Source organism: Cryobacterium cheniae, assembly GCF_004403395.1.
Taxonomy (GTDB): Bacteria; Actinomycetota; Actinomycetes; order Actinomycetales; family Microbacteriaceae; genus Cryobacterium; species Cryobacterium cheniae.
In genome coordinates, this window is the sequence record NZ_SOGN01000027.1 from 1 (window position 1) to 22333 (window position 22333).

Annotated in this window: 21 protein-coding genes; 13 read left to right on the plus strand and 8 right to left on the minus strand. The window is 64.1% G+C overall.

Annotated features, from left to right (window positions below; genetic code table 11):
• Positions 1-697 precede the first annotated feature (697 nt).
• Positions 698-961, minus strand: a complete 264-nt coding sequence (locus E3T23_RS15965; protein ID WP_134369330.1) for an ArsR family transcriptional regulator — start codon at positions 959-961, stop codon at positions 698-700.
• Positions 962-1126: 165 nt separating this feature from the next.
• Between E3T23_RS15965 and E3T23_RS05185 the strand changes: the two genes are divergently transcribed.
• The 4 genes from E3T23_RS05185 (at position 1127) to E3T23_RS16085 (ending at position 4221) form a co-directional block, all read left to right on the plus strand.
• Positions 1127-1597: a hypothetical protein gene (locus E3T23_RS05185; RefSeq protein WP_134369331.1), complete on the plus strand. Its 471-nt coding sequence runs from the start codon at positions 1127-1129 to the stop codon at positions 1595-1597.
• A complete protein-coding gene (locus E3T23_RS05190) occupies positions 1575-2087 on the plus strand; it encodes a hypothetical protein (RefSeq protein WP_134369332.1) in 513 nt (170 codons plus the stop codon). Before E3T23_RS05185 ends, E3T23_RS05190 begins: the two co-directional genes overlap by 23 nt.
• Before the next feature lie 5 nt (positions 2088-2092).
• Complete coding sequence (locus tag E3T23_RS05195; RefSeq protein ID WP_134369333.1) at positions 2093-3067, plus strand: hypothetical protein; 975 nt, start codon at positions 2093-2095, stop codon at positions 3065-3067.
• A 110-nt stretch (positions 3068-3177) separates the two neighbouring features.
• Positions 3178-4221, plus strand: coding sequence for an alpha/beta hydrolase family protein (locus E3T23_RS16085; RefSeq protein WP_338145444.1), 1044 nt, complete (start codon positions 3178-3180; stop codon positions 4219-4221).
• An 18-nt stretch (positions 4222-4239) separates the two neighbouring features.
• On the opposite strand, the gene E3T23_RS05205 is transcribed toward E3T23_RS16085, so the two are convergent.
• Complete coding sequence (locus E3T23_RS05205) at positions 4240-4572, minus strand: ArsR/SmtB family transcription factor (protein ID WP_134369335.1); 333 nt, start codon at positions 4570-4572, stop codon at positions 4240-4242.
• Between the two features lie 736 nt (positions 4573-5308).
• Between E3T23_RS05205 and E3T23_RS05210 the strand changes: the two genes are divergently transcribed.
• From E3T23_RS05210 to E3T23_RS05250, 9 genes are all read left to right on the plus strand, one after another.
• Complete coding sequence (locus E3T23_RS05210; protein ID WP_241977612.1) at positions 5309-6535, plus strand: nucleotide-binding protein; 1227 nt, start codon at positions 5309-5311, stop codon at positions 6533-6535.
• A gap of 129 nt (positions 6536-6664) precedes the next feature.
• Positions 6665-6850 (plus strand): hypothetical protein, encoded by a 186-nt coding sequence (locus tag E3T23_RS05215; protein ID WP_241977616.1) that lies wholly within the window; start codon positions 6665-6667, stop codon positions 6848-6850.
• A 36-nt stretch (positions 6851-6886) separates the two neighbouring features.
• Positions 6887-7600, plus strand: coding sequence for a hypothetical protein (locus tag E3T23_RS05220; protein WP_134369337.1), 714 nt, complete (start codon positions 6887-6889; stop codon positions 7598-7600).
• Positions 7600-9015, plus strand: a complete 1416-nt coding sequence (locus E3T23_RS05225) for a hypothetical protein (protein WP_134369338.1) — start codon at positions 7600-7602, stop codon at positions 9013-9015. Before E3T23_RS05220 ends, E3T23_RS05225 begins: the two co-directional genes overlap by 1 nt.
• Complete coding sequence (locus E3T23_RS05230; RefSeq protein WP_134369339.1) at positions 9015-10718, plus strand: hypothetical protein; 1704 nt, start codon at positions 9015-9017, stop codon at positions 10716-10718. The genes E3T23_RS05225 and E3T23_RS05230 overlap by 1 nt, the downstream gene beginning before the upstream one ends.
• Positions 10715-12262 (plus strand): ATP/GTP-binding protein, encoded by a 1548-nt coding sequence (locus tag E3T23_RS05235; RefSeq protein WP_134369340.1) that lies wholly within the window; start codon positions 10715-10717, stop codon positions 12260-12262. Before E3T23_RS05230 ends, E3T23_RS05235 begins: the two co-directional genes overlap by 4 nt.
• A gap of 4 nt (positions 12263-12266) precedes the next feature.
• Entirely contained in the window at positions 12267-13340 is a 1074-nt protein-coding gene (locus tag E3T23_RS05240) for a hypothetical protein (protein ID WP_134369341.1), read from the plus strand.
• Positions 13341-13416: 76 nt separating this feature from the next.
• The gene (locus E3T23_RS05245; protein WP_134369342.1) at positions 13417-15159 is read left to right on the plus strand and encodes a type IV secretory system conjugative DNA transfer family protein; all 1743 of its coding nucleotides are present in this window, start codon (positions 13417-13419) and stop codon (positions 15157-15159) included.
• Positions 15152-15559, plus strand: a complete 408-nt coding sequence (locus E3T23_RS05250) for a DUF4913 domain-containing protein (protein ID WP_134369343.1) — start codon at positions 15152-15154, stop codon at positions 15557-15559. The genes E3T23_RS05245 and E3T23_RS05250 overlap by 8 nt, the downstream gene beginning before the upstream one ends.
• A 484-nt stretch (positions 15560-16043) precedes the next feature.
• Here the strand turns inward: E3T23_RS05250 and E3T23_RS05255 are convergent, their stop codons facing one another.
• The 6 genes from E3T23_RS05255 to E3T23_RS05280 form a co-directional block, all read right to left on the minus strand.
• Positions 16044-16907, minus strand: a complete 864-nt coding sequence (locus tag E3T23_RS05255) for a permease prefix domain 1-containing protein (RefSeq protein ID WP_134369344.1) — start codon at positions 16905-16907, stop codon at positions 16044-16046.
• Positions 16904-17236 carry a PadR family transcriptional regulator gene (locus E3T23_RS05260; protein WP_134369345.1) on the minus strand — a complete coding sequence of 111 codons (333 nt, stop codon included), beginning with the start codon at positions 17234-17236 and terminating at the stop codon, positions 16904-16906. The genes E3T23_RS05255 and E3T23_RS05260 overlap by 4 nt, the downstream gene beginning before the upstream one ends.
• Positions 17237-17354: 118 nt before the next feature.
• Positions 17355-17738 (minus strand): hypothetical protein, encoded by a 384-nt coding sequence (locus tag E3T23_RS05265; RefSeq protein WP_134369346.1) that lies wholly within the window; start codon positions 17736-17738, stop codon positions 17355-17357.
• Positions 17739-17865: 127 nt separating this feature from the next.
• On the minus strand, positions 17866-20427 hold the full coding sequence (locus tag E3T23_RS05270; RefSeq protein WP_134369347.1) for an ABC transporter permease: 2562 nt from the start codon (positions 20425-20427) through the stop codon (positions 17866-17868).
• Positions 20427-21230 (minus strand): ABC transporter ATP-binding protein, encoded by an 804-nt coding sequence (locus E3T23_RS05275; RefSeq protein ID WP_134369350.1) that lies wholly within the window; start codon positions 21228-21230, stop codon positions 20427-20429. Before E3T23_RS05275 ends, E3T23_RS05270 begins: the two co-directional genes overlap by 1 nt.
• Positions 21231-21428: 198 nt before the next feature.
• Entirely contained in the window at positions 21429-22037 is a 609-nt protein-coding gene (locus E3T23_RS05280; RefSeq protein WP_134369348.1) for a TetR/AcrR family transcriptional regulator, read from the minus strand.
• Positions 22038-22333: the final 296 nt, after the last annotated feature.

The window sequence follows — 22333 nt, forward strand, 5'->3', positions numbered from 1 at the left end:
CGCCCACGGCGTCGTAGGTTCAGCTGGCCCAACACGGTGGATCAGGGGGTAACTGTTCTCGTCCACTCGCCCGTACGCGTCGCGCTTCATCACACGGACTTGATCGCGCGGACTCATCCGGCGCGTCAAAGCCCAGGCTGTCCACGCTTCAGTGGACACGCCAGACACGCCGGACACAATTCCGGGTGCATTCTGGAGTACGTGCGCTATGCTCTGGGACATAGAGAAACCTCCCGTGAGGGCTGTTGATCTGGATTAGCTCTAACCTCGTCGCCGGGAAGCACAGAGGGTTTGAGCTACGAAACTTGCAGTAGCCCGTCGCGAAAGCGGCGGGCTCTTTCGTTTAAGCGACCTGGTTGATGGGCAGCTCCTCGTCATGACGGATGGATGCCTGGGGCGCGAGGGTGGCAAGGCCAACATCTCGTGCGAGTACTGAAGCGATGTAATCGCTCAGTGACATTCCTCGTTCCTCTGCGCGGTCGCGCACTGCGTCCGCGATCGGCGACGGAACTCTGGAAATCAGCGGTTGGCGATCGCCTTTGCTTTTGCGTCCGCCGTAGGAACGTTGAGGTGGCATGGTCTGAAGATATCGGGATGCTGAATCAGAAACAGGGAGGTTGTGGCGGCGTGTTGCCAAACCGTAGCTAATTCTCCCCTGATCGGCCAAGGCAGTTTCCCGGATGGACACCAGCATCCGTCAGCGACCGAGGACGAAATCGACATGCCCGGCGGCAGCCGCCGCGATGATTCGATTGTTCGCCACGAATCTTGACGCGTCGGGACTGTCACTGTTTGCGAGTTCATCGACCAAGTTGCAGTCCTTCAATCCTTCGAGGTGGCGACGCACCGTTCTCTCGGAGGCCCGCGTTGATGTAGCGATTTCATCGATTGTCATAGCGCCTCGCAGCACAAGAAATCGCACGATACCTGCGCCCGAACGACGAGCCATTAGTCGAACCATGTGTAAATCTCTTCCCACGAATGCCTCAGATGCTGGACATGCCTAGCCCACTCTAGGCATGTCCAGCTGCGCGTGTCCAACTAGGGTGGAACTGCGCTTGCACGTCGCGCCGACTCCCCAAGGCCGGATCGGTCGCGCGATGTGCCCGACTACTAGAAGGCCAGATTGAACGAAACCCGCCTAGAAGAAAACGCCTCTGGGGACGAACGCGCCAGGTATGAGTTGGCGCGAAAGCTGAACTTGTTGCTGGACGCTTTCGCTGCGGAACGTGGTAATGCTTTGACTTACAAGGAGATCGCCGCGGTACTTGATGCACGCGGCGTGCGACTGTCACGCGCACGTTGGTCCTACATGCTGAGCGGGTCCGGATACTTGGTGACGGACGAGTCCCTCCTGCGCGGCTTGGCTGAGTACTTCGACGTTGACCCTGAATATCTCTTGGGCGGACCTGGCGTTCCAGAGCCAGAACGGGTCATCGCGATGAACGAGATGATCATTGCCATTCGCGCCGCCAAAGTGAAGAATTTTGCAGCGCGCACTCTGGGCGAAGTATCGCCGCCAACACTTAGGGCAATTACTGAACTCTTGAACCAGGTAATCGGTGAAGCGGACGATGAAGATCCCGAAGTGGATTAGAGCGCCCCACAGGGCTGTCGTTGACCCAGAGAACGCCTCTTCACCACGCGAGCTTGCACGCACCGCCTTCTCAGCGTTAGATCTGCACGGTCGAGTCTCGGTGGATAGCATTGTCAGCCTCGTGGAGGGCCGTCGCGGCAAGCCCATCTCAATCGCCATTTCAAGGCATCTCAACGGAACGGAGATTTGCGGGCTCTGGCTCGCCCGGCGAGGGGACGACCTGATCTTCCACGCAGCAACGGATTCCGAACTGCACCGACAACAGATCGTCTGTCACGAGTTGTCGCACATGATCCTGCGCCACGACGAGATCGACGGCCCAGGGCTCCCCGGTCTGCGGCTGGCGGGGGAAGGTACCACAATGGCCTTTGGCCGTTCAGGATTCCGGGATTCATACGAGTTGGCGGCCGAGGCACTAGCCGACTTACTCACGTACGCAATCCGTTCAAGCACGAGAGAACCCGAGGAATTCGAGGGCGTCTTCGGATGATGCAAATGATCATCGCCGCGGTCCTGTGGGCGCTCGTGGCGGCGCTGGCCTCAGGCACGCGCCGACGCACAGATCAAAGCATCCTGTACGCGGCTGTCATGATCGCCGTTTCATTGACGTTGAACGTTGATGCTATTTACAGGGCAACAGATTCGTTCCTGACCGGACACAACTATGCGGATTTACTGGCAAATCTCCTACTTCTAATTGGGGTCTACTTCCTTTCGCGGGCCATTTTGCGAGCATCCTCACACAGCAGAGCTCGATCGACAGAGAAGCCATTTCTTATAGGTGCGATCGTGAGTTCTTGCCTCACAATCACTGCCTTTCAATTCGTGGACGCCCCCTGGTCTTCAGATTCGTTCATGCGAGATTTCGGAGACCAACCCGCGGCGTGCGCATATTCCCTGATCCAGTTCACATACTTGGGCATCGTTGTAGCGGTGACGGGATCGATCTGTCTGCAATTTGCTGGACGCATGAGCACGGCTGCGAGGCGAAGCGGTTTTTACATCGTTGGGGCGGGGTGCTGGGCCGCCGTTCTGAATGTCTTCAGCATCGTGGGCATGGATTTGACGCACCTATTCGGTCCGCCACATTTGCTGGCACTTTTTTCCAGTGCGTACGACGTTCTGAACGTCGCATCACTCGTACTTCTATGCATCGGGTTGTCCCTCCCGCCCATTCTCGGATGGGCCAACGACCGATTGGAACGCAGACGACTGCAGCTCATCCTTCCCGACCTGAATCGAATCTGGGACAAGGTCTCAGCTCAACGGCTCGACCTGGGCCGAGATTCCCTCAGCCACACACAAGGAGCAAGAAGACCCGACGTGGACGTCGCAGTTCACCGAACACTGGTCGAGATTCGCGATGCGCTCTTGCTTGAGGCGAGCGCCAAAGACAAGCTCACCGATGCAGACTTGGCCATTCTCCTCGGGGCCGAGACCCCGACCGGCGCGCGGAACACGACCGAATGATTCTTCGAAGTGCAATCGCGGTGTGCGGTCTAACCATCTTTGGCATGCTCACTGCAAGCATCGCGATCGCCAAAAACATAGTTGGCACGGAAACCCCAAGGCGGGAATCGATGCGCATTGGAGCGGTCGGAGCAGACGAGCCAATCGCTGTCGTGACCCTTCCGCTGAGCGCCGCGACCAGAGCGCCTGGGGAGTATGCAATTTGGTATGACCATGGCAGAGGCTACGCGAGGGTTGGCGAGGTTGTGGCGGTTGATGAATGTGCCTCCGTGGTCACTCGCGAAGTAATTAGCTCCCTTGGCAGCACACTGCGCGCAGGCCAGACGGCGCGCTGGAGCGGTGTCGTTCCGTCCCGACCCGAGGACCTCGAGTTGCCGTTCACCACTGTGAACATACCGACCGCGTTGGGTTCAGCCCCAGCTACGCGCTTTGACGCAACACCACACCAGTCAAAACCATCGACGTGGGCGATTCACATTCACGGACAGGGCGCCACCCGAGCCGGTCCACTTCGGGGAATTCCAGTCGCCCACAGCGCCGGCCTGACTTCTCTCGTGGTCTCCTATCGAAATGATCAGGAGGCTCCAAACTCCGACGACCGAAGATCGATGCTTGGCCAGACAGAATGGCTTGATGTAGAAGCGGCACTCGACTACGCCCGCGAGCAGGGAGCCCAAGGCTTTGTCTTAGTCGGCTGGTCGATGGGGGCAAGCATCGCGTTGCTGCTGGCTCGCTCGTCCAAGCATCGGGATCTTATTCTGGGACTTTGCCTCGTTGCCCCGGTAACGGATTGGCGCTCGACAATAATCGCGGGAGGCCGAAGTGCCCGACTGCCTCCGGTCTTAATTCGCCTGGCGATGCACGTCTTGGCGGACAGTTCGCTCCGGCGCACCATCCAGCTCCAGGAGACCATAGACCTGCACGCGCTGGACTGGATAAGAAATGGCTCCGACCTCCGAATTCCTACCCTCGTGCTGCACAGCGCCGGCGACAAATCCGTGCCGATCGAATTGTCTCGGGCGTTCTCGGAGGCGCACAAGGACACGGTCGAGTTGGTCGAACTCCCAGCGACGCCCCACACACTCGAATGGAACAGGGACCGAGAATTGTGGGAGAGTGCCCTCGCCGAGTGGCTGAGTCGACGTACCGATTAACCCCGGTACAGCTATGACCTACTCTGAGCTTTCACCGAGGAGATAGCGCATCCACGCCTGCCCGAGGGCTTCGACTCGTGCTCTCCGGATCGAATAGCGGACCCCGCGACCCTGACGCTGACCCGGCGGAAGATCAGCGGCGATCACGCCATACTCTTCCAGCGCGCGCAAGTGCCGATGTAGCGTGCTGTCCCGAATTCCAACCTGCTCGCGTAGATCTCCATAAGTCATCTGATCCGAGACAGCAAGCACTCGAATGATGTCGTTGCGTGCACGGTTGCCGAATATTTGCTCAATCGCCTTCATGTCAGTGTTCCACTCAGGAGCTGACGGCTGCTTGGCGGGATCCACCCGTCCATTCTGGCGCAAGGCGGAGCCGCATTCGTTCGTCCCTCACAGGCTAGCCGATCACGAATACTAAGCTCTCATAAATTGGCAGTATGCTTTCATTCAATGGAAGCATCAGTGGACGGCGCCGTAGGCTTGTCGATTAGCGCGCTTTTCAGTTGGCCTGAATCACGAGGCACCCAACGCGCCTCGCGGGAGGCGTCGTACCCAGGATCCAAAGCACCCCTGAACAGGTTACAGAATCTCGCAGGCCTGGATCGCAGAGCAGGAGCAGTCGGCGGTGACGGGGGAGTCTCCGTTAGTCGCACGGCACCGCTTCCACTTACCGAGAGGCCAGTCCAAGGACGATCGCTGCGGTCGGTGAAGAAGGAAGCTACGGGTTCCGGATCGTGAACACCGCCCTTGCGCCGTCCAACCCCTCCACGCTCACCTTGCTGTGCATCGCTACGATCTCGCCCGGCGAACCCGGCGATCCCCTCCAGCCGAGCACCGTGATCTCCTCGCGGGCGCCTCCGGTGCGGTCAACAGAGCTGCCACCTTCAATTCGATATTCGGGTGGAACGAAAAAATCTCGCCCCTTCTGCAAGCCCGTGGAAAGACCCCCTGTTCGCACCATTCGAAAGGCGTCACTTGCAGCACACGACCTGGACCGTCCAAATCGCTGTCGATGTCCCTGACATCGCCCTCGGCGGGAACGCAACATACATTTCAGGGTTTAAGAGCAGAGGACACACCACCCATGAGTGACACAGGTTGCAGCGCACCCAACGACGTCTTCGGAGCGGCAGACCGCGCCGGAGATTACGTCGAGGAAGACGCCGCTCTCATCGCCCCGATACAGCCTCGGCTCCGTCCCGAAACCACGGGCAGCACCACCGAAAGACCCGCCCAGATTGCACTGCCCCTAACGACCGACGCACTGAAGACCTCGCCGGGCTCGGGCGCATCGGCATCAACGATGGCCGCCGCCAGTGATCTGGCCAGTACGTCTGTGCTGTTCGCCAGTCCCACTGGCTTAGCTGTCGCGTCGCACTCGACAACTCCGGGCAAGGCCACTGCCGGGTTTCGCGGTGCTCTGGCCCGCCTGGGCCTGCCCGTTGGGCCGGGTGCCGCCGAGCTGGGGGAGCGGCGCTCTAAGGAACTGCGGACAACGCACGAGACGACAGTGCGGCAGGCGACCTGGACGCGTGCGGTCTCGGTCCTGGTGAACAACCCCAAGGGCGGAACAGGCAAGACTCCCACCGCCCTGCTCCTTGGGGGAGTGCTGGCCGCGATCCGCGGCGGATCGGTCGCGATCCTCGAAGTCTCCGACGACCCCGGCGCCCTGAACTTCCGCGCCGAGGGCAACCCCCTCCTCGGCCTCGGCGAACTGGTCCGCGACGTCGACCACGTCCAAACCGCCGGCCGCCTCGCCGGATACACCGCTCCGCAAACATCCTTCGCATCCGTGGTCGGATCAACCGGCCGCCGCGACCGCCTCACCGGAGAATCCGTCGTCGCCGTCTCCAACGTCATCGACGACTTCTACTCCATCCGCGTCATGGACTCCGGCAACGTCCCCACCTCCTCCGCATTCCGCGGCGCCGTGTCCGTCTCCGACGTCCTCGTGATCCCCGTGATGAACGCCGGCGACTCCGTCCTCGAAGCCATCCAACTCCTCGAAGAGCTCCGGGCAGAGGGCGGGCCCTCCGCGGAGCTTGCGAACCGGGCCATCGCCATCCGCCTCACCGACGGCCGCCCCGAGAACAACGCCGTCCGCCAAGAAGTCGAACGACTCCTTAGCCAGGCCGGCGTGTCTGCCCTGCACGAGATCCCGTACGACTCCCACATTGCCGAACGCGGACAACTCACCCTGAGCCGCCTCAACCCTGCAACCCGGGACGCGTTCGTGGCAGCCGCCGCCAGCGTGGTCCGGTCCCTGCAAACCGCGGTCTCCGCCGCACCCACACAGAACCGGAAGGCCTAACCCCCATGCACGACCTCCTGCTCCACGCGGCGATCGAGAACCCCCTCGACGGGATCCTGCCCGACTTCTCCTTCGGNTGAATTCACCGCCCTCTGGCAAAAACTCATCGCCGCCCTCTGGGCGATCGGCATCCTCGTTGCCATCGGATTCCTCATCTTCGGAATCGTCGCCATGGCCGGAGCCTCCGGCGACACCAATCCCAACCCCCAAGCCCACGCCCAAGGACGCCGCAAAGCAGTCTGGGCCGGCATCTCCCTCGCCGCCCTCGCCGGCCTCGCCATCATCGTCGGCGCCGTCCTTTCCTTCGCCGGCTAACCCACACCACCAACGCGCACCCCAAGGAGTCCCACCATGCGAATGGTCACAGCATCCGGCCGTAGCCGCTGGCCCATCATCATCGGGGCCACCGTCCTCGTCGTCGCCATCAGCGGAGGCATCGCCTACACCGCCACCCGCCCCACCCCAACACCAGGCGCCGCACCAAGCACTGCCACGGCCACCCCCAAACCGACCCCAACCAGCAGCGTGAGCGCCGGAGATATCGGGGACGACGTCGCACCCACCGGATGCCTCGGTGGGCAGGACCGCAACGTCAACATGGTCCTGGCAGCCCAGGCAGATGCCAAGCACACGACCTATGGGGCCGTGGAAACGGCGACGGCGTTCTACCGTTTCATCTGGCAGTATCCCTACCCCTCCGCCGAAGATGCAAACACCGTCAGCAGCGAGGTAATGGCTGCCGACGCACCGGAGTCGTTCAAGGACATCGCCGGCACGTACGCCTCGACGGATGACCTCACGACTGGTGACGTCGAGCCCGGCACGCCATTCCATTTGTCGACCACAAATGGTCTGTGGCTGGTGGCGCAGGACTCCACGGCTGACCGGGTGACGGTCGATATCGCCGCCGGCTACGTCGTGAACGGTGAACTGAGCCCGACCAAGGTGACTGCGCAGGCTTTCGTCATGGTCTGGGAAGGCGATGCCTGGCACGTCGAAAAGGGCGAACAGCCTGACGCTGAGAAGCTCGGCGCCGGCGGCAACCGCTACACCGGCGGCTGCTAGTGGCGGCGGAAGCTTGCACAACCTGGACGGGCTGCGCCTGGGACGGCGCGACGGGTGGCATCAAGGACGCAGTCAGCGGCGTCAACAACGCCGTGAACACCGCCGCAGGCGTGGCGGACTTCTGGTCTGACCCGGCCGGGAACTCCTTCAAGCTGTTGCAGGGAGCGGCTAAGGGTCTCTCCGATACGGTGTTGCCGGCGTTGACGCATGCGACGCTTCCGGATCTGACGGCGGATTGGTTTATTCAGGCGTACCAGGTGTCGTTTGCCTTGGCGATCTTCGTTTTCGTGGCCCTGTTGATCCCGCAGATCGTGCGCACCGCGCGCGGCCACCAGTCCGGCCGGGAGCTGGGGGAGTCCCTCACCCTCTACGGGCCCGCGTTCATCCTCGGGGCCATGTTCGGTCCCGCGCTCGGCGCGTTCCTGGTGAAGTTCTTCGGCGCCCTGTCTGACTCCTTGATCGCGTGGGGTGTCACGAGCAACTCCGAAACGATCGTGGCCAAGTTCTCCACGATGCTCTCCGAGGAAGACGGGTCCGGCCTCGCCGGCGGCGCCGTCCTCGGCGTGATTCTGATGTTTTTCATGATCCTGGGCCTGCTCGTCGTGCTCCTGATGCTGATCGTGCAGCTCATCACCCTGTACTTCTCTGGCGTCCTCTTCCCCCTCGGGTTCGTGTGGATCGTGGACCCGCAGAAGCGGAAGTTCGGGTCGAAGATCGCGTATCTCTGGTTCGGGGTCCTGGCGTCCCACCCGCTGCTGTTTTTCTTGCTCGCGATCGCGTACAGCATGATGAGCGCGCAGGTCGATGCGTTCTCCGACACCCCCAGCCTCGCCAAAACAGTCACCTTGGTCGTGTCGATCCTGGCGTTGTTCATGGCCGGACTCGCCCCGGTCGCACTGACGAAGTTCGCCCCCGTCATTCCCACCGGTGGCGGCGGAACAGCCCCTGTCGGACCGAACATCGGGTCTCAGTCCATGCAGCAAGCCGACGCCAAGTACAGCGACAACGGCCCCGAGCCCTCCTCCGGCGGAGGCAGCAGCTCCTCCGTCGGCGGCAGCTCGCCATCCGCAGGCAGCTCGAGCAGCACCGGCGGCAGTTCACCTGCACGCGAGGGCGAACCGGCGACGTCGTCAATCTCTGAGGCCGCATCCGTGGGCTCCGCCGGCGGAGCCACCGCAGGCGCCGGCGCCGCTGCAACAGGCGGCGGCGCAGCCGCTGCCGAGAGCGGCATGGCCGCCGCAGGTGTGGCCGAGTCCGCGACCGGTGCAGGGGCGGCGATCGGTGTCCCCACCATGATTGCCGCCGGTGCAATGGCCGGGTTTGAGGCGACGAAGAAGGTCACCGATTCGGTGACAGACGCAGCCGTGTCACCGGTCGAGGACCAAGACGAACATTATGGAAAGGACTCCGTCTAGTGAGTGATACCCCGGAGTCCCACATCCGTTACCTCGGCGGCGAGTCCGGCCACCGCGGCTTCTTCGGCGGCACCGCCTCAAAAACCCGGATGATCCTCCTCACCGTGTTCATCGCCGGAGGCATGGCCGGCATGGTCTCAGGGCTCGGCCTCCCCGCCCTGATCGTCGCCGTCACCGGGGTCGGCATCACCATGCTGACCACCGCCCGCACCCACCGCGGCACCGTCCTCGAGCGTCGCCGGAAACGCGCCCGCGCCCGGGCCCGGAAGCGCCTCGGCACAGACGAATTCGTGCCCTACGAGGTCGGCGCGTGGGACCAGCTCCAAGAAGCCATCCTCCGCGGCACCAAAGACGAAAAGCAGGCCGCGGAACGCGCCGCGGTGAAGATGCGGGCGAACCCGGACGGCGCAGACGGCATGGGCTGGCTCCAATACGCCTCCAACATGCCCGGCATCGCCTGGCACGCCCCGATCGGTGAGCAACCGTACCTATCGGTCGCGTTCTCCGTGTCCGGGCAGCTGCGCGGGATGGAAACCGCCGCCGCTCTGACCCGGGCGGCGAACGCGTGGGGCAAGTTCCTCGCCCGCCGCGCCGCACCCTCGTCTCTGATTCGGAACGTGCAAACCCTCACCCGGGTTCTACCGCCGGACTCGGCCCGGCAGCAGCAGTGGGTGAAAACCCGCCTGGAACCCGTGCAGGAGGACTGGACGACGGAGCAGCGGGCGTCGTTTGAGGCGCAGAAGCTCTCCTATGACGAGGTGATCCGGAAATCCAGTGCCAACGCGATGGTGCAACGCCACTACGTGGTCGTGTCCTGGCCCCTCACCCAGCAGTTCACCGACGCAGCCGGGAAATACGGGCCGGGCCGGGACGCGTGGCGGGCGTTGATGGCCGGGCAGATTCAGGCCACCGAACTGGGGTTGAACGAAGCCCGGATGGGTGACGTGCAGGCCCTGACTGCGAAGCAGACCACGGCGTTGATGTTGCACCAGCAGAACCCGCACCTGCCCATCGACCTCACCCGGAACGTGGACCCGCTCCTGTCCGGGATCGCGTCCCGGGACGAGTTCTCCGCGCACATCGTCGACGGCGTCGACCCCACCTCCCTCGTCATGACCGAGACCGGACCTGCCGCGCCGCCGGTGACGTGGTGGCACCGCACCGCGGCCATCCACGGCGAGAACCTCGCCGTCGCCGGCCGCAGCCCCCTCTGGTCCCTCGACCTCCTCATCGGACGCGAACTCACCTTCGTCCGGTCGGTGTCCTTCCACCTGCACCTGGTACCGGCGGGGCAGGCGAAAGCGAAAGCGCGCGCCGACGTCGTCCGCGACCTCGCCGGGGTCCTCGCCGACCAGCAAAAGGGCCGCCTCATCTCCGACGACAGCACCACCCGCATGTCCGCCGCGCAGCGCCGCTCCGCTGACCTCGCCGCCGGATCCCACCACCACGGCGTCGACTGGATCGGCTTCGTCACCATCTCCGCCCCCACCAGGGCAGACCTCGGCCACGCCTCCCGGCAGCTCGAGGAAGCGTGCGCGACTGGCCTCGGCATCGAACACCTCGACTGGCAAGACTCCTTCCAATCCGCCGCCTCCGGCACCACCTGGCCCCTCGGCCGGGGCCTTCGCCCAGCAGGCGCAACCCTGGCAACCCGGGCCATCAACCGCCTCGCCGGCCGCACCGACAAGGAAGCCATCTCATGACCCACCCCAACCCCGCCACCCCCGCGGCTACCGGCACCGAGCACGGCAAACGCACCCCCACCAAGAAGCCCTGGTACGGGACAGTCCCCGGCCTGAAGATCTTCGTCACCCCGGTGGCGACGTCGCCCGTGCTCACGGGCGAAGAGGATGCCGCCGGGACTGACGCTGCGGTTTCTGACGCTCCTGTGTCGTCGCGGCGGCCGGTCGATGTGCCGCCGTTCGAGCGGCCCGGGTCGGTGCTGCGGGCCTCTTCGGGGGCGGCGGCGCGCGGCTGGTACGCGCCCCGCCTGGCCGGGGCGCCGTCCACGACCAGGCAGGCCGAGATCCTGAACACGGGCATCATTGGGGCGCCGACCGGGATTGACGGGGTCGTGAACGGCACCGACACGCTCTCGTCGACGATGATCAGTCACGACGCGCCCACCGCGTACAACGCGACCCCCAGGAAGCTGACCTCACCCAACGTCCTCATCATCGGCACCGTCGGGTCCGGGAAGTCCTCGTTCACCAAAACGGTCATGGTCATGCGGCCCCTGCTGCTGAAGAACCACCGGGCCGTAGTGTTCGACAAGAAAGACGAGGGCGGCGAAGGCGAATACGCCGGCGTCACCCGCCGCATGGGCACCGAACCCCTCCGCTTCGACCCCGACGGCTCCGGCACCCGCTTCAACCTGATGGACCCCCTCATCGCCCAAGGCACCGGCCTGCAAGGCCAAATGCTGCTCATCAACGCTGTCGCCCGCATCGCCCGGGGCGACACCCCCGCCACGGAGTGGGAAGAGAAAGCCACCCGGTACGCCCTGCAACTGCTGTTTGAGAAGTTCCAGGACACCCGCCGAGCCGCCACCACCACAGACCTGATGCCGTTCCTCGGGTTGGTGCCGACAGATCAGGGGTTGTCGGGGGAGGCGTCGGAACGGTTCCACCAGGCGGGCCTGTCGATCAGGTTCGGCCTGCAGAACCTCCTCGAAACCTACGCCGGCGTCTTCGACGGCGAAACCAGCCGCCGCGTCGACCTCTCCCACAAGCTCACCACGTTCGACATTTCCCAGCTCCCCGACTCCGGCCCCGCGATCCCGACGGTGATGGCGATCGGGAACATGTGGCTGATGGGGCGGCTGCGTGAGGAGCGCGGGTTCGTGACGAACGTGATCTACGAAGAGGGCTGGCACATGATCGGCGGCCCCTCCGCCCAACTGGTGAAATCCAACCAGAAACTCTCCCGCTCCCTCGGCATCTCCAACGTCTTCGTCATGCACAAAGGCACCGACATCCCGCCAGAGAGCCCCGGCTACACCGTCGTCCAAGAAGCCCAAACCGTGTACGCGTTCCGCCAAGACCGCCCCGAAGACGCCCGCTGGGCGCAAGAAACCTTCAACTTCGCCCCCGACACCGCCGCCACCCTCATGGGCTTGAATCCGGGGCACTGCGTGTTCAAGTACGGGTCCAACCCGGAAACCCACATCCGCCACATCCGCTCGGACTGGGAAGTGGAAGTCACCAACACCGACTCCGCCATGGCCGCCGGCAACGCCACCACCTAAATCCGTGCAGAAAGGCATACTCGGCACCGGGCTCGTGGTCCTGCTCGTGGTCCTCTTCACCGGGCTGCTCCTCGTCACCGGCGGCGGCCCCGGCACCGGGGCCTGCGCCGCTGTGGCTGCGAACCCGCAGGGCGCCGCCGAACGCGCACCGGTCGCCGGGTACCAGGGCGACCAACTCGTCAACGCCGCCCTGATCATGAACGCCGGCGCTACCGCCGGCGTCAACGTTCACGGGCAAACCATCGCCGTGATGACCGCCATGGGCGAATCCACGCTCCGAAACCTCAGCTACGGCGACACTGTTGGGCCCGATTCCCGCGGCCTGTTCCAGCAACGCGACACCTGGGGCACCCTGGCTGAGCGCATGAACCCCACCCAAGCCGCGGGGTTCTTCTTCCAACGCCTCGTCACTGTCCCAAATTGGGACACCCTGGCGCCCACCCAGGCGGCGCACGCCGTGCAGATCAACGCCGACCCGAACTACTACACGACCTACTACGACCAGGCGCAAGAGGTCGTGACCGCTCTCACCACCGGGGACGCCGCGTGCGCGGCCGGCGTTGGCAGTGACGCGCGGGTGTTGGCGGCGGCCCTGGTGGTCAAGATCGACGCGGGCACCATCACGGGGTTGTCGCCGGATCACCTGCGCGAGATCCGGTGGATCGCCGACGGCGAAACCCGCCCGAACTGCGGCATCGACACCCGCATCCTGCAAGTCATCACCATGGCGACAAACATGTTCGATGCCGTCGGGATCTCCGACATCAACCGGGCCTGCACCGGCCAGGTCCTCGGCTCCGGCCACTCCTCGCCGCACTCCGCGAATGGAGGCGGGCACGCCGTCGACTTCTACTCCTTCGACCGGATGCCCACCACTGGCGCCGACGCGAACGCGTTGAAGCTCTTGAAGGCGCTCAGCCCGGTCATGCCTGCCGGGTCCGGGGCCGGCCAGAACCAGTGCCGCGCCGACGCCGGCGTGAGCCTGGACCTGTCGATGAAGCAATTCAAGGACGACTGCAACCACGTCCACATCGCCGTCGACCCAAACAGCACCGACCCCATGAAACTCGCCAACTGATGCCCGAATCCCGGGCGCACTGCGCCGCCTCGACAACCAGACAGGCACCCGTTTTCTCGGGGGCAAGGAGAACCAGATGATCGACTGGAAAGCCCGCATCATGACCGGCCTCCTCGCCCTCCTCGCAGCCCTCGCCTTGCTCGTGGCCGTGCACGTCGGCGCGATGATCACCCCCACCGGCACGACCTATCCGTGGAACCCCGCCGCCCTCGCGGGGGACTTCCTCTTCCGGGACGCACCGTGGCCGCCCGCGGCAACCTGGACGAGCGTGGTCGCCCTGGTCCTGGCTGTGGCCTTGTTCGCGTTCATCCTTGCCAAGCAAGCCCAGTGGGCGTCGACCAAGCGCAACAACGTGGCGCTGCGGCACATGGCCACGCCCCGGCAGTCCGCGGTGCTGCGGGAGAAACTGCGGGCGAAGGAAGCGGCTCAGCTGCACCCGGCCGCGGTGAATCTGCCGGCGGGGGAGCGGGTCGGCCGCCTCGTCGGGCGGGGGAACCGGTGGGTGTATCAGGGGTGGCGGGACCTGGGCGTGTACGTGTTCGGCACCGGCCGCGGCAAAACATCCGCGCTCGTTATCCGGCACATGCTCGAAGCCCCCGGCGCCGCCATCATGACGTCCAACAAAGTCGACGGCGTCCGCGAAACCCTCGCCGGCCGGGCCAGCCACGGCCAGGCGTTCATCTTCGACCCCAACCGCATCTACCGCCTGGACCAGCAGCCTGACTTCGTGTTCAACCCGCTCGAGTACATTCGCAGCGCCGCGGACGCCCGGGAGCTCGCTGCGATCTTCGAGGCTTCCACCCGGAAGGCCTCTGACCGGGGCGGTGATTCCCAGTTCGATACGGCCGGGCGGGACATGCTCGCGTACTTCTTCTACGCCGCCGCCCTCGAACAGGAACCCTTGTCCCAGGTGTTCGCGTGGATTGCCCGGGCTGAGGGGTATGACGTGAAGCAGATCCTCGCCCGCCACGGGAAAACCGGGCCCTCTTCCACGATCGAGGGCATTCTGAGCTGGCCGGATAAAACCAAGGGCAGCGTGTACGCGACCGCGCAGCGGATGGCGTCGGCCCTCGCGGACGACGACCTCCTCGCCTGGACCGACCGGGCCGGGATCCGCCGGTTCGACCCGGCCGCGTTCATCACCAGCACCGACACCCTCGTGCTCCTCTCCAAAGACGGTGAAGGATCCGGTGGCGCCATCCTCACCGCCCTGATCCGAGCTATCTGCAAAACGGCGGAGACCGCTGCGCAGCGAAACGGTGGCCGGCTCCCGGTTCCGCTGGTGATGGAGCTCGACGAGTGCGCGAACATCGTCCGCTGGCCCGAACTGCCCTCCGTGTATTCCTTCTACGGATCGATGGGCATCATCCTCAACTCCTACTTCCAATCCCGCGCCCAAGCCATCGACGCGTTCGGGAAAGACGGGTGGCAGACCCTCTGGGACGCCGCCGCAACCCGGGTCTTCGGCGGAGGGTCCGGCGACGACGACTTCCTCCGCTCGCTGGCGGCCCTCATCGGTGAACACGACGAAATCACCTACGGCAGCTCCACCGGCAAAGACGGCCACCAATCCACCTCCACCAACACCCGCAAGGTCAACACCCTCGACATCGCCGCCCTCGGATCCCTCCCCGAATGGCGCGCCATCGTCTTCAGCTCCAAATGCCGCCCCGTCATGGTCAACACCGTCCCCTGGTTCCGCGACAAAACCCTCACCACCACCATCAACCGCACCCCAACCAAGACAGCAGGCCCCGTGCCAACGCCGGTCCCGGTGCCGGACGACACCACTGCAGCGGAGGTAGCAGCCCATGGCTGAGCGCGACGACCACGACTCAACCAACGATGAAGAGGACGCGGTCGACGTTCGCCAAATGTTCCTTGACTGGCTGACCGGTCACCTCGCCACCGTCGAAGTCGTCGGCACCAAACCAACACCGTGGTGCACCCAATGGTGGCTACACCCGGAAGTAGTCGCCCGGTTCAAGGCCCTCTGGCAGGCCAGCATGCAAGCCGACGCCAGTGTCATGGACGGTGACGCCGGCGCTGTGTCGTCCTGGTGGATCAACCACTGGGACCGCCACGCCGCCATCATCTTCGACAAAGGAAATGGGCCGTTCCGCGACTGCGACCCTGACCAGGGTCATCTCTACCGCCGCAAGGACACCACCGCCAGGATCGTGCCTGCGTCGATGCCTCCTGACGACGTGGAGCTGTAACTGAAGTGTTCGCCACGTCTTTTTAGAACGTGCCCCGACAGAAATTAATCATTAATCGACGATTCTTCACCGCAAAATGGAGCTGTTCGACGCGGTCAGGACACTGAATGTACCGACTGCGACTAACGGAAGAATGCCCTCAAAGGAACGTTCAACGCGCTGTCGACCCGAGTCAAGCGATTCTGATTCTGCCGACTTACTCCGGTCCCGTTCGGTTAGCCCGATATCCAGCCCGGTGGCGGGGCGTCCCACGCACGAGCTCGGACACGGAAACTTGAGTCCTACATCCCTAGGGGTACGAGACAAGTAGCAAAGATTTCCTCCGTACTCCACTTACTCACTCGTCGAGAAGTGCAAACAAAGTTCCTCGATACTCGAAGAATGCCGCTTGACCTCGGGTGGTGATTCCAAGGTACGTGTCCGAATTCTCGCGGCGGTAGGTGGTGGGGTTTGCCACGCTGAACACGCCAGGGTGTGTTGGGCCTCAGCGGTCTCGAAGATCGGCACGGTTGATGGTGTTGGCGACGCTCCGCGCCCACGTTGCGGGGAGAGCGACGAGCAGGCCCGCAGCGACGAGAAGCAGTGTGAGGGCCGTGCTTCCGATGATCCAGGAGCCCTGATTTGCGGTCTCTGGCAGGTAGGTCACTATGAGTGGCGGTACGGGAGATAGCGCCCAGAGCAAGACGGCAAGCGTGAGAGCTGTAAAGCGGCGGCGCTCGTGGGTTTGCGCCAGCTCAGCAGCCCACTCGGTCACGGAGGGATTTGGGCCGAAGTGTCCTCCTCGTAGCCGGGCGAAGGGCGTGAAGTTTTTGGATATGCCCGCCAGCAACACCACCCCGCCGGCTGCGACGAAAAGTAGAAGCACGGTTCCGGCCACGACTGCGGCTCCGCTATCCACTGGTGAATCGTGCATAGCTGCGGCATTGAGCAACAGAAGCAGTGGGATCGGAGACATAACGCAGAGTGCGACGCCAGCACCGAGCCGGTATCGCGTGTTGCGATGCGCTCCGGCGAACCCTTCGGCCTCCTTCATCGTTACGGGCGGCTGGGTGGCTACCCAGGCCCCTGCAGCGAGGGCCGGAGCGGCAGCTCCTGAAGCGAGGTTCATCGAGGTCGCATCGGCCGGAGCGATTTCGGCGGTGATACCGAGCGCTGGCGCCACTTCGTCGAGGTTCCCGAAGTCAGTGATGACCTTCCCCACGGCCTCGTTCTGCGTCGATCCTTCGGCAATGAGGCTGCTGTACGCGTCTTCCATCATCGTTTGCAGTTCGGCTTTCGCCTCGAGCAAGCGAGGCGTCTGCGGATACGAGCTGAACATCGTCTCTAGGTAGGCGATAACCACGTTCATGAGCGGATTCCTTCCACGAAACGATCAACTACAGACTTGGTGTCGCGCCACTCATCGATCTTCTGATCGAGGTAGGCGAGACCTGATTCGGTGACTTGATAATAGGTGCGGGACTTGCCGGACTCAGATGTACCGGGAAACGACGTCACGAGACCGGAGGCTTCGAGGCGCTTGACAGCGGAATACAGGGTTGTTTGCTTGATGGAGTAGTCCGCTCCGGTCACAGCGCTGATCTGCTGCACGAGCTCATAAGCATAGGACGGCCCCTTCTGGAGTAGCGAGAGCACCATGAGATCGACGTACCCGCGAATCGCGTCTGCGCTAATCATGGCTACTCCTTCCGTGCTTTGCTATGTTGATCGTACTACGACGCACGTAGCATAAGCAACTTCAATCGCACGATGAGTCACATACCCACCCTGACCCGGGGACATGCAGGCTGGCGCGTCACGAGACGCCGATACGCCGAGACGCGGCGCGGTAACTCATCGGACCGTTGGAGACGAATGCGTACCCCAGTGCCGCAAACAGGAGGAGATTCGCCAGCGTGCCGGCCTTGGCGTCGCTCCAGGAAATCAGGATCACGGCCTGTGAGATCAGGATGCCGATAACTCCGGCGACCCACCACCTCTGTTTGCGGGCTGCGAGCAGCACCCCGGTCGCCACCATCACAATTGCAGCGAATAGCCAGGCCACTCCGATCGCCGGCTGGATCGGCTCGGTCAGCGTGGCCACCTCGGCCCAGCCCAGCCCCTTGGCCGCGCCCAGCAGGTGGATCAAACCGTGTCCGACCAGGACCACGGCGACGAACCAGCGCACGATTGCGCTCATCGGAGCGTCTCCTGAATCTCGTACGGTGAATGGAGTTCGACGATGGTTCGTCGGGTGGCTGACATGGTGTGTGACTCCGATTTATTGGGGGGTTGGGTTGAAGTTGCAGCAGTGTCGTGTCAGCTCATTAGTCGGAGGCGACGGCGTCGAGAACAGGCAAGCGCGCGGCGCGCGATGCCGGCCACAGTGCGGCTAGGACGCCGACGACGACTGCCAGGACGAGCATCCCGGCGAGTTGGACCCAGGGAATGGCGAGCGTGGTCAGACCGACCCCGTCAAACACGGTCGGCATCACTGCTGCGACGGCGACCCCGAGAACAACTCCGATGACGGTTCCGAAAACGGCGGTCAGGACACTCTCGATGGTGATGATTCCGGCGAGCTGGAGCCGGCCAAGACCGACGGCGCGCATGAGGCCAATCTCCCGGGTCCGCTCAATCACCGACAGCGCCAACGTATTGACGATGCCGAGGATGGCGATGATGATCGAGAGCCCGAGCAGCGCGTACAAGATGAGGAGGATCTGATTGACCTGGCTGGCGATCTGCGCAGCGAAGTCTTCAGTGTCGAGGACGGAGAGCACCACGTAGGATGACGCGACGTCGGTGAGGTCTGCGCGCAATTCTGCCGCTGTCACACCGGGTGCTCCCGTGATGAGTAGATCTTCGACAGTGGTCTGGGCAGGTTCGATGATCGTGGCAAAGAACACGTCGGAGACGATGATCGGCGAACCGATGAGCCTGGTATCAACAATCGCGCCGATCCGGGCGCTGATCGTTCCCGTTCGAGAGGGGAAGGTGACCTCGTCTCCGAGGTGCCAGCCACGGTCGGTCGCGATGGCCTTCTGGACGGCGATCTGGCCGTGCGCGAGTGTGTCCAGGGCGCCGGTGACAGTATCGATCGTGACGCTGCGGCCAAAAGCGCCCACAGGCAGACCCACTACCCAGAGGGGATTCTCCGCAGATGCCGTTTCGCCTGGCCCCGTAGCCACGGCCGGGCCGTACGTGAGCACGTCGACAGCGTTGACGGAGGCCAAGGCCCGGGTGTCGGCCACGGCGCCGATCGGTACGTTGCCGGTGGCGGACTGAATGGAGAAGTCCGAGCTCCAGCCGTCGTCGACAATAGCGCGGGTGGAAGCGGTCGCTGAGGCAGCCAGGACCGAGGCCGCCCCAACCAGTGCCATGCCGATCATCAACGCGCTGGCGGTGTTCGCGGTGCGTCGCGGATTGCGGACGACGTTCCCGCGGGCCAACCGGCCCAGCGGCCTGACCGTCGCGACAAACACCGCGGCGAGCACCCCAAGGGTATGACGGACAAGAAATGGGGCCAGCAACAGCGTCCCCAGCATGACCAGGCCCGCGCCGACGCCGACCATCACAGAGCCGCCGTCCTCGGGAGCGATTAGGGCTGCGACGAGCCCTGCTGCACCGGTTGCCGTGAAGACGCCGCCGATAATGGTGCGCGCGAGTAGGGACCTCTCGGTCGTGGTCGCCTCGCGCATGGCCTCAATTGGTGCGGTGAGGGCTGCGCGGCGGGCAGGAAAGGCTGCCGCCACGACGGCCACGACGGTGCCCATCAGCAGGGAGATGATCACGGTCGGCGCGTCGACCGGGATGGACCCGGACAGGTCCATCCCGACCTGAGCGAAGCCGACCCGAAGTAGCGACACCAGGCCGAGGCCACCGCCGATGCCGATGGCCGATCCGAGCAGACCCACGGCGGCCGCCTGGATCAGGATGGACGCGAATACCTGGGTCGGTGAGGCTCCCACGGAGCGCAGCAGCGCGAACTCGCGGGTGCGTTGGCGCACCAACATGGAGAACGTGTTGGAGATGATGAAGGCCCCGACGAACAGTGAGATGCCGGCGAACACAAGCATGAACGTGAGCACGAATCCGAGCTGACTGTCGATGTCCGTGCGCGCCTCGGCACGCATCGCGTCGCCGGTAAGGGCCTCAGCCAGGGCAGCCTTGTCGCCAACGAGCACGGGGGTCAGGTTCTCGACCAGGTCTGCCTCGGACACTCCAGGATTCGCGTACACGGCGATCGTGGCCACCATGCCGTCCGCAGCATAGGCGGCCGTCGCAGTCGCGACGTCGAGGAACACAATCGTGGCCCCGGCCATGGGAGTTCCCAGTGAGATTTCGCCGGTGACCTGCACGCTCCGAATCACGCCGGCCACAACGACCTTCGTCTGGTCTCCGACGGCCAACCCGGAGGATTCAAGGGTTGCGGACTCAAGAGCGACCTCGGTAGGCCCACTCGGGGCGGCACCGGCGACAACCGTGACCGTAGTGTCATTGGGGTGCAGTGCCATGCCGAAGCTGGGTGACCGGGTGCTCTGGACTGCGGTGCCGTCCTTGCCGACGAGCACGATGGGGCCTGAAATCTCAGCGAACGCCTTGGCGACGCCGTGCCCCTCGGCAATCTGGGTGGCGAGGGATGCCGGGACGGTGTTGCGGGTCTCGCCAGTGGTCCCGGTTGTGCTGGAGCCGGCGACGGGCTCGGTTCCGCGCACGTACGCGTCGCCGAGCATGGAGGATTCGACGATCCCGGAGAAGGTGGAGGTCATCATGGTGCGCAAGGAGAAGGTGCCTGATACAAAGGCCACCCCGAGGGCGACGGCCAGGATCGACAGGATGAACCGCACCAGGTGGGCGCGAATCCCGCGCAATGCCACGCGCCGCATCAGAAGCCAATCGGGGCGAGCACGCCAGAGTCGTCGCCCGCATCGGTCGCGGGCGTAGCGTCGAGGCGACCGAGGACCTCCAGAACGGATGCCTGGGTTGGGTTGATGATTTCCCCAACGAGTCGGCCATCGGCCAGGAAGAGAACCCGATGAGCGTAGGTGGCAACGCGGGGGTCATGTGTGACCATGACGACACTCTGGCCGAGATCATCGACGGACCGGCGCAGGAAGCCCAACAACTCGGCGGAAGACCTCGAGTCAAGGTTGCCGGTGGGTTCATCGGCGAAGATCACGGCAGGCTTGGCTACCAAGGCACGGGCGCACGCGACGCGCTGCTGCTGCCCGCCGGAGAGTTCGCTGGGGCGGTGGTGCAGACGGGTCTCGAGGCGGACAGCGGCGACGATCGCCTCGAAGTGAGCGCGATCGACGGGACGGCGGGCGATGTCCAGCGGCAGCGTGATGTTCTCGGCCGCGGTGAGCGTCGGGACGAGGTTGAACGCTTGGAAGATGAACCCCAGCCGCGTCCGGCGGAGCTTCGTCAACTGGCGCTGGTTCATCCGGCCGACGTCTTCGCCGTCGATCACCACGCTGCCCGAGGTGACCGTGTCCAGCCCGGCCATGCAGTGCATAAGGGTCGACTTGCCCGAACCGGACGGGCCCATGATCGCAGTCAGCTCACCACGGGTGAAGTCCACATCGATGCCCGCCAGAGCCTGCACCGCCGTATCACCCTTGCCATACGTCTTCACCAGACCACGCGCCGAGGCGATCGCAGATGAAGGGATAGCGGTAGTAGATCGCATGTAATGAGGTTTGGTGTTCGAAATGCTGGTCATGTTCTTCCTGTCTAGGAGTGAAATGGGCTAAGCGTGCTGGGGCGACCGAATAGAAACGAGCGCGCTCGGACCACGCGAGCGCTATGGCGCGCAGGCGCGTTGGAACACCGCGGACGTTTGAAGGTGAAGTGCAGGGAAGTGCAGGGAAGTGCAGGCGTGCCTGTGTTAGCTGGGGGCCGTTCCATAGCGGGCGTGGATCAGGTCGACGGCCGAGCGCGCGTAGCCGGCTGCGATGGGCTCACCCGTGATGAGAAGGCAGAAATACAACGGCCCGGCCAGCGTGTTGAGAACGAAGTCGACATCCGTGTCCGCGGAGAACTCACCTCTGGCGATTCCGCGCTCGACGGCGGCGCGCCAGTACTCTAAGTTCGGCTTGATGATCAGGTCGCGATAGCTGGTGGCGAGCATCGGATCGGCTGCCATCTCCGCCACCAGGCCGGGCAACACCCGCCCGAGCGGAGTATGGGTCAACACATCGATCAACCCTTCGATCAGGGCAACCAGGTCGTCGGCGGCACTGCCCGAGTCGTGCTCCATACCGGGACGCAGTTGAGTCACCATCGCCTCGACGACGAGCTGGGACTTCTGCGACCACCGCCGATAGATGGCAGGCTTACTCACCCCCGCACGCCGTGCAACTTCGGCCACGGACACACGGACGTAGCCAACCTCGGAAAGCAACTGAATCGTGGACCGCAGGATCGCCTGATCCATGTCCGGGTCGCGAGGGCGACCGATGTCGCTGCCACGACCACCGGGACGGCGTGGCGCCATCAGAGGATCTGACACTGGAATCAACTCTCTATTACGTTTCTATCAGAAACGTAACACGGCCAGCTGCGTTATGCAACTTACCGTTACGGAACTGAGTGGAATGGTTCCTGCGCCGATTCATCCTCGTGCCCACACGGCCTGCTCGCATCTCTGTGGCCGGCGCCCTGGACGCGTCCGTGACAGCTACTGGGGGATACCCGGGTCGTGATCGCCCTCCGGGACCGGACCGCCCCGACCGTGTTCGCGGCCCTGGACCGTACGCTCCGCATTCTTGGCGGAGCCCCGACCTATGTCCT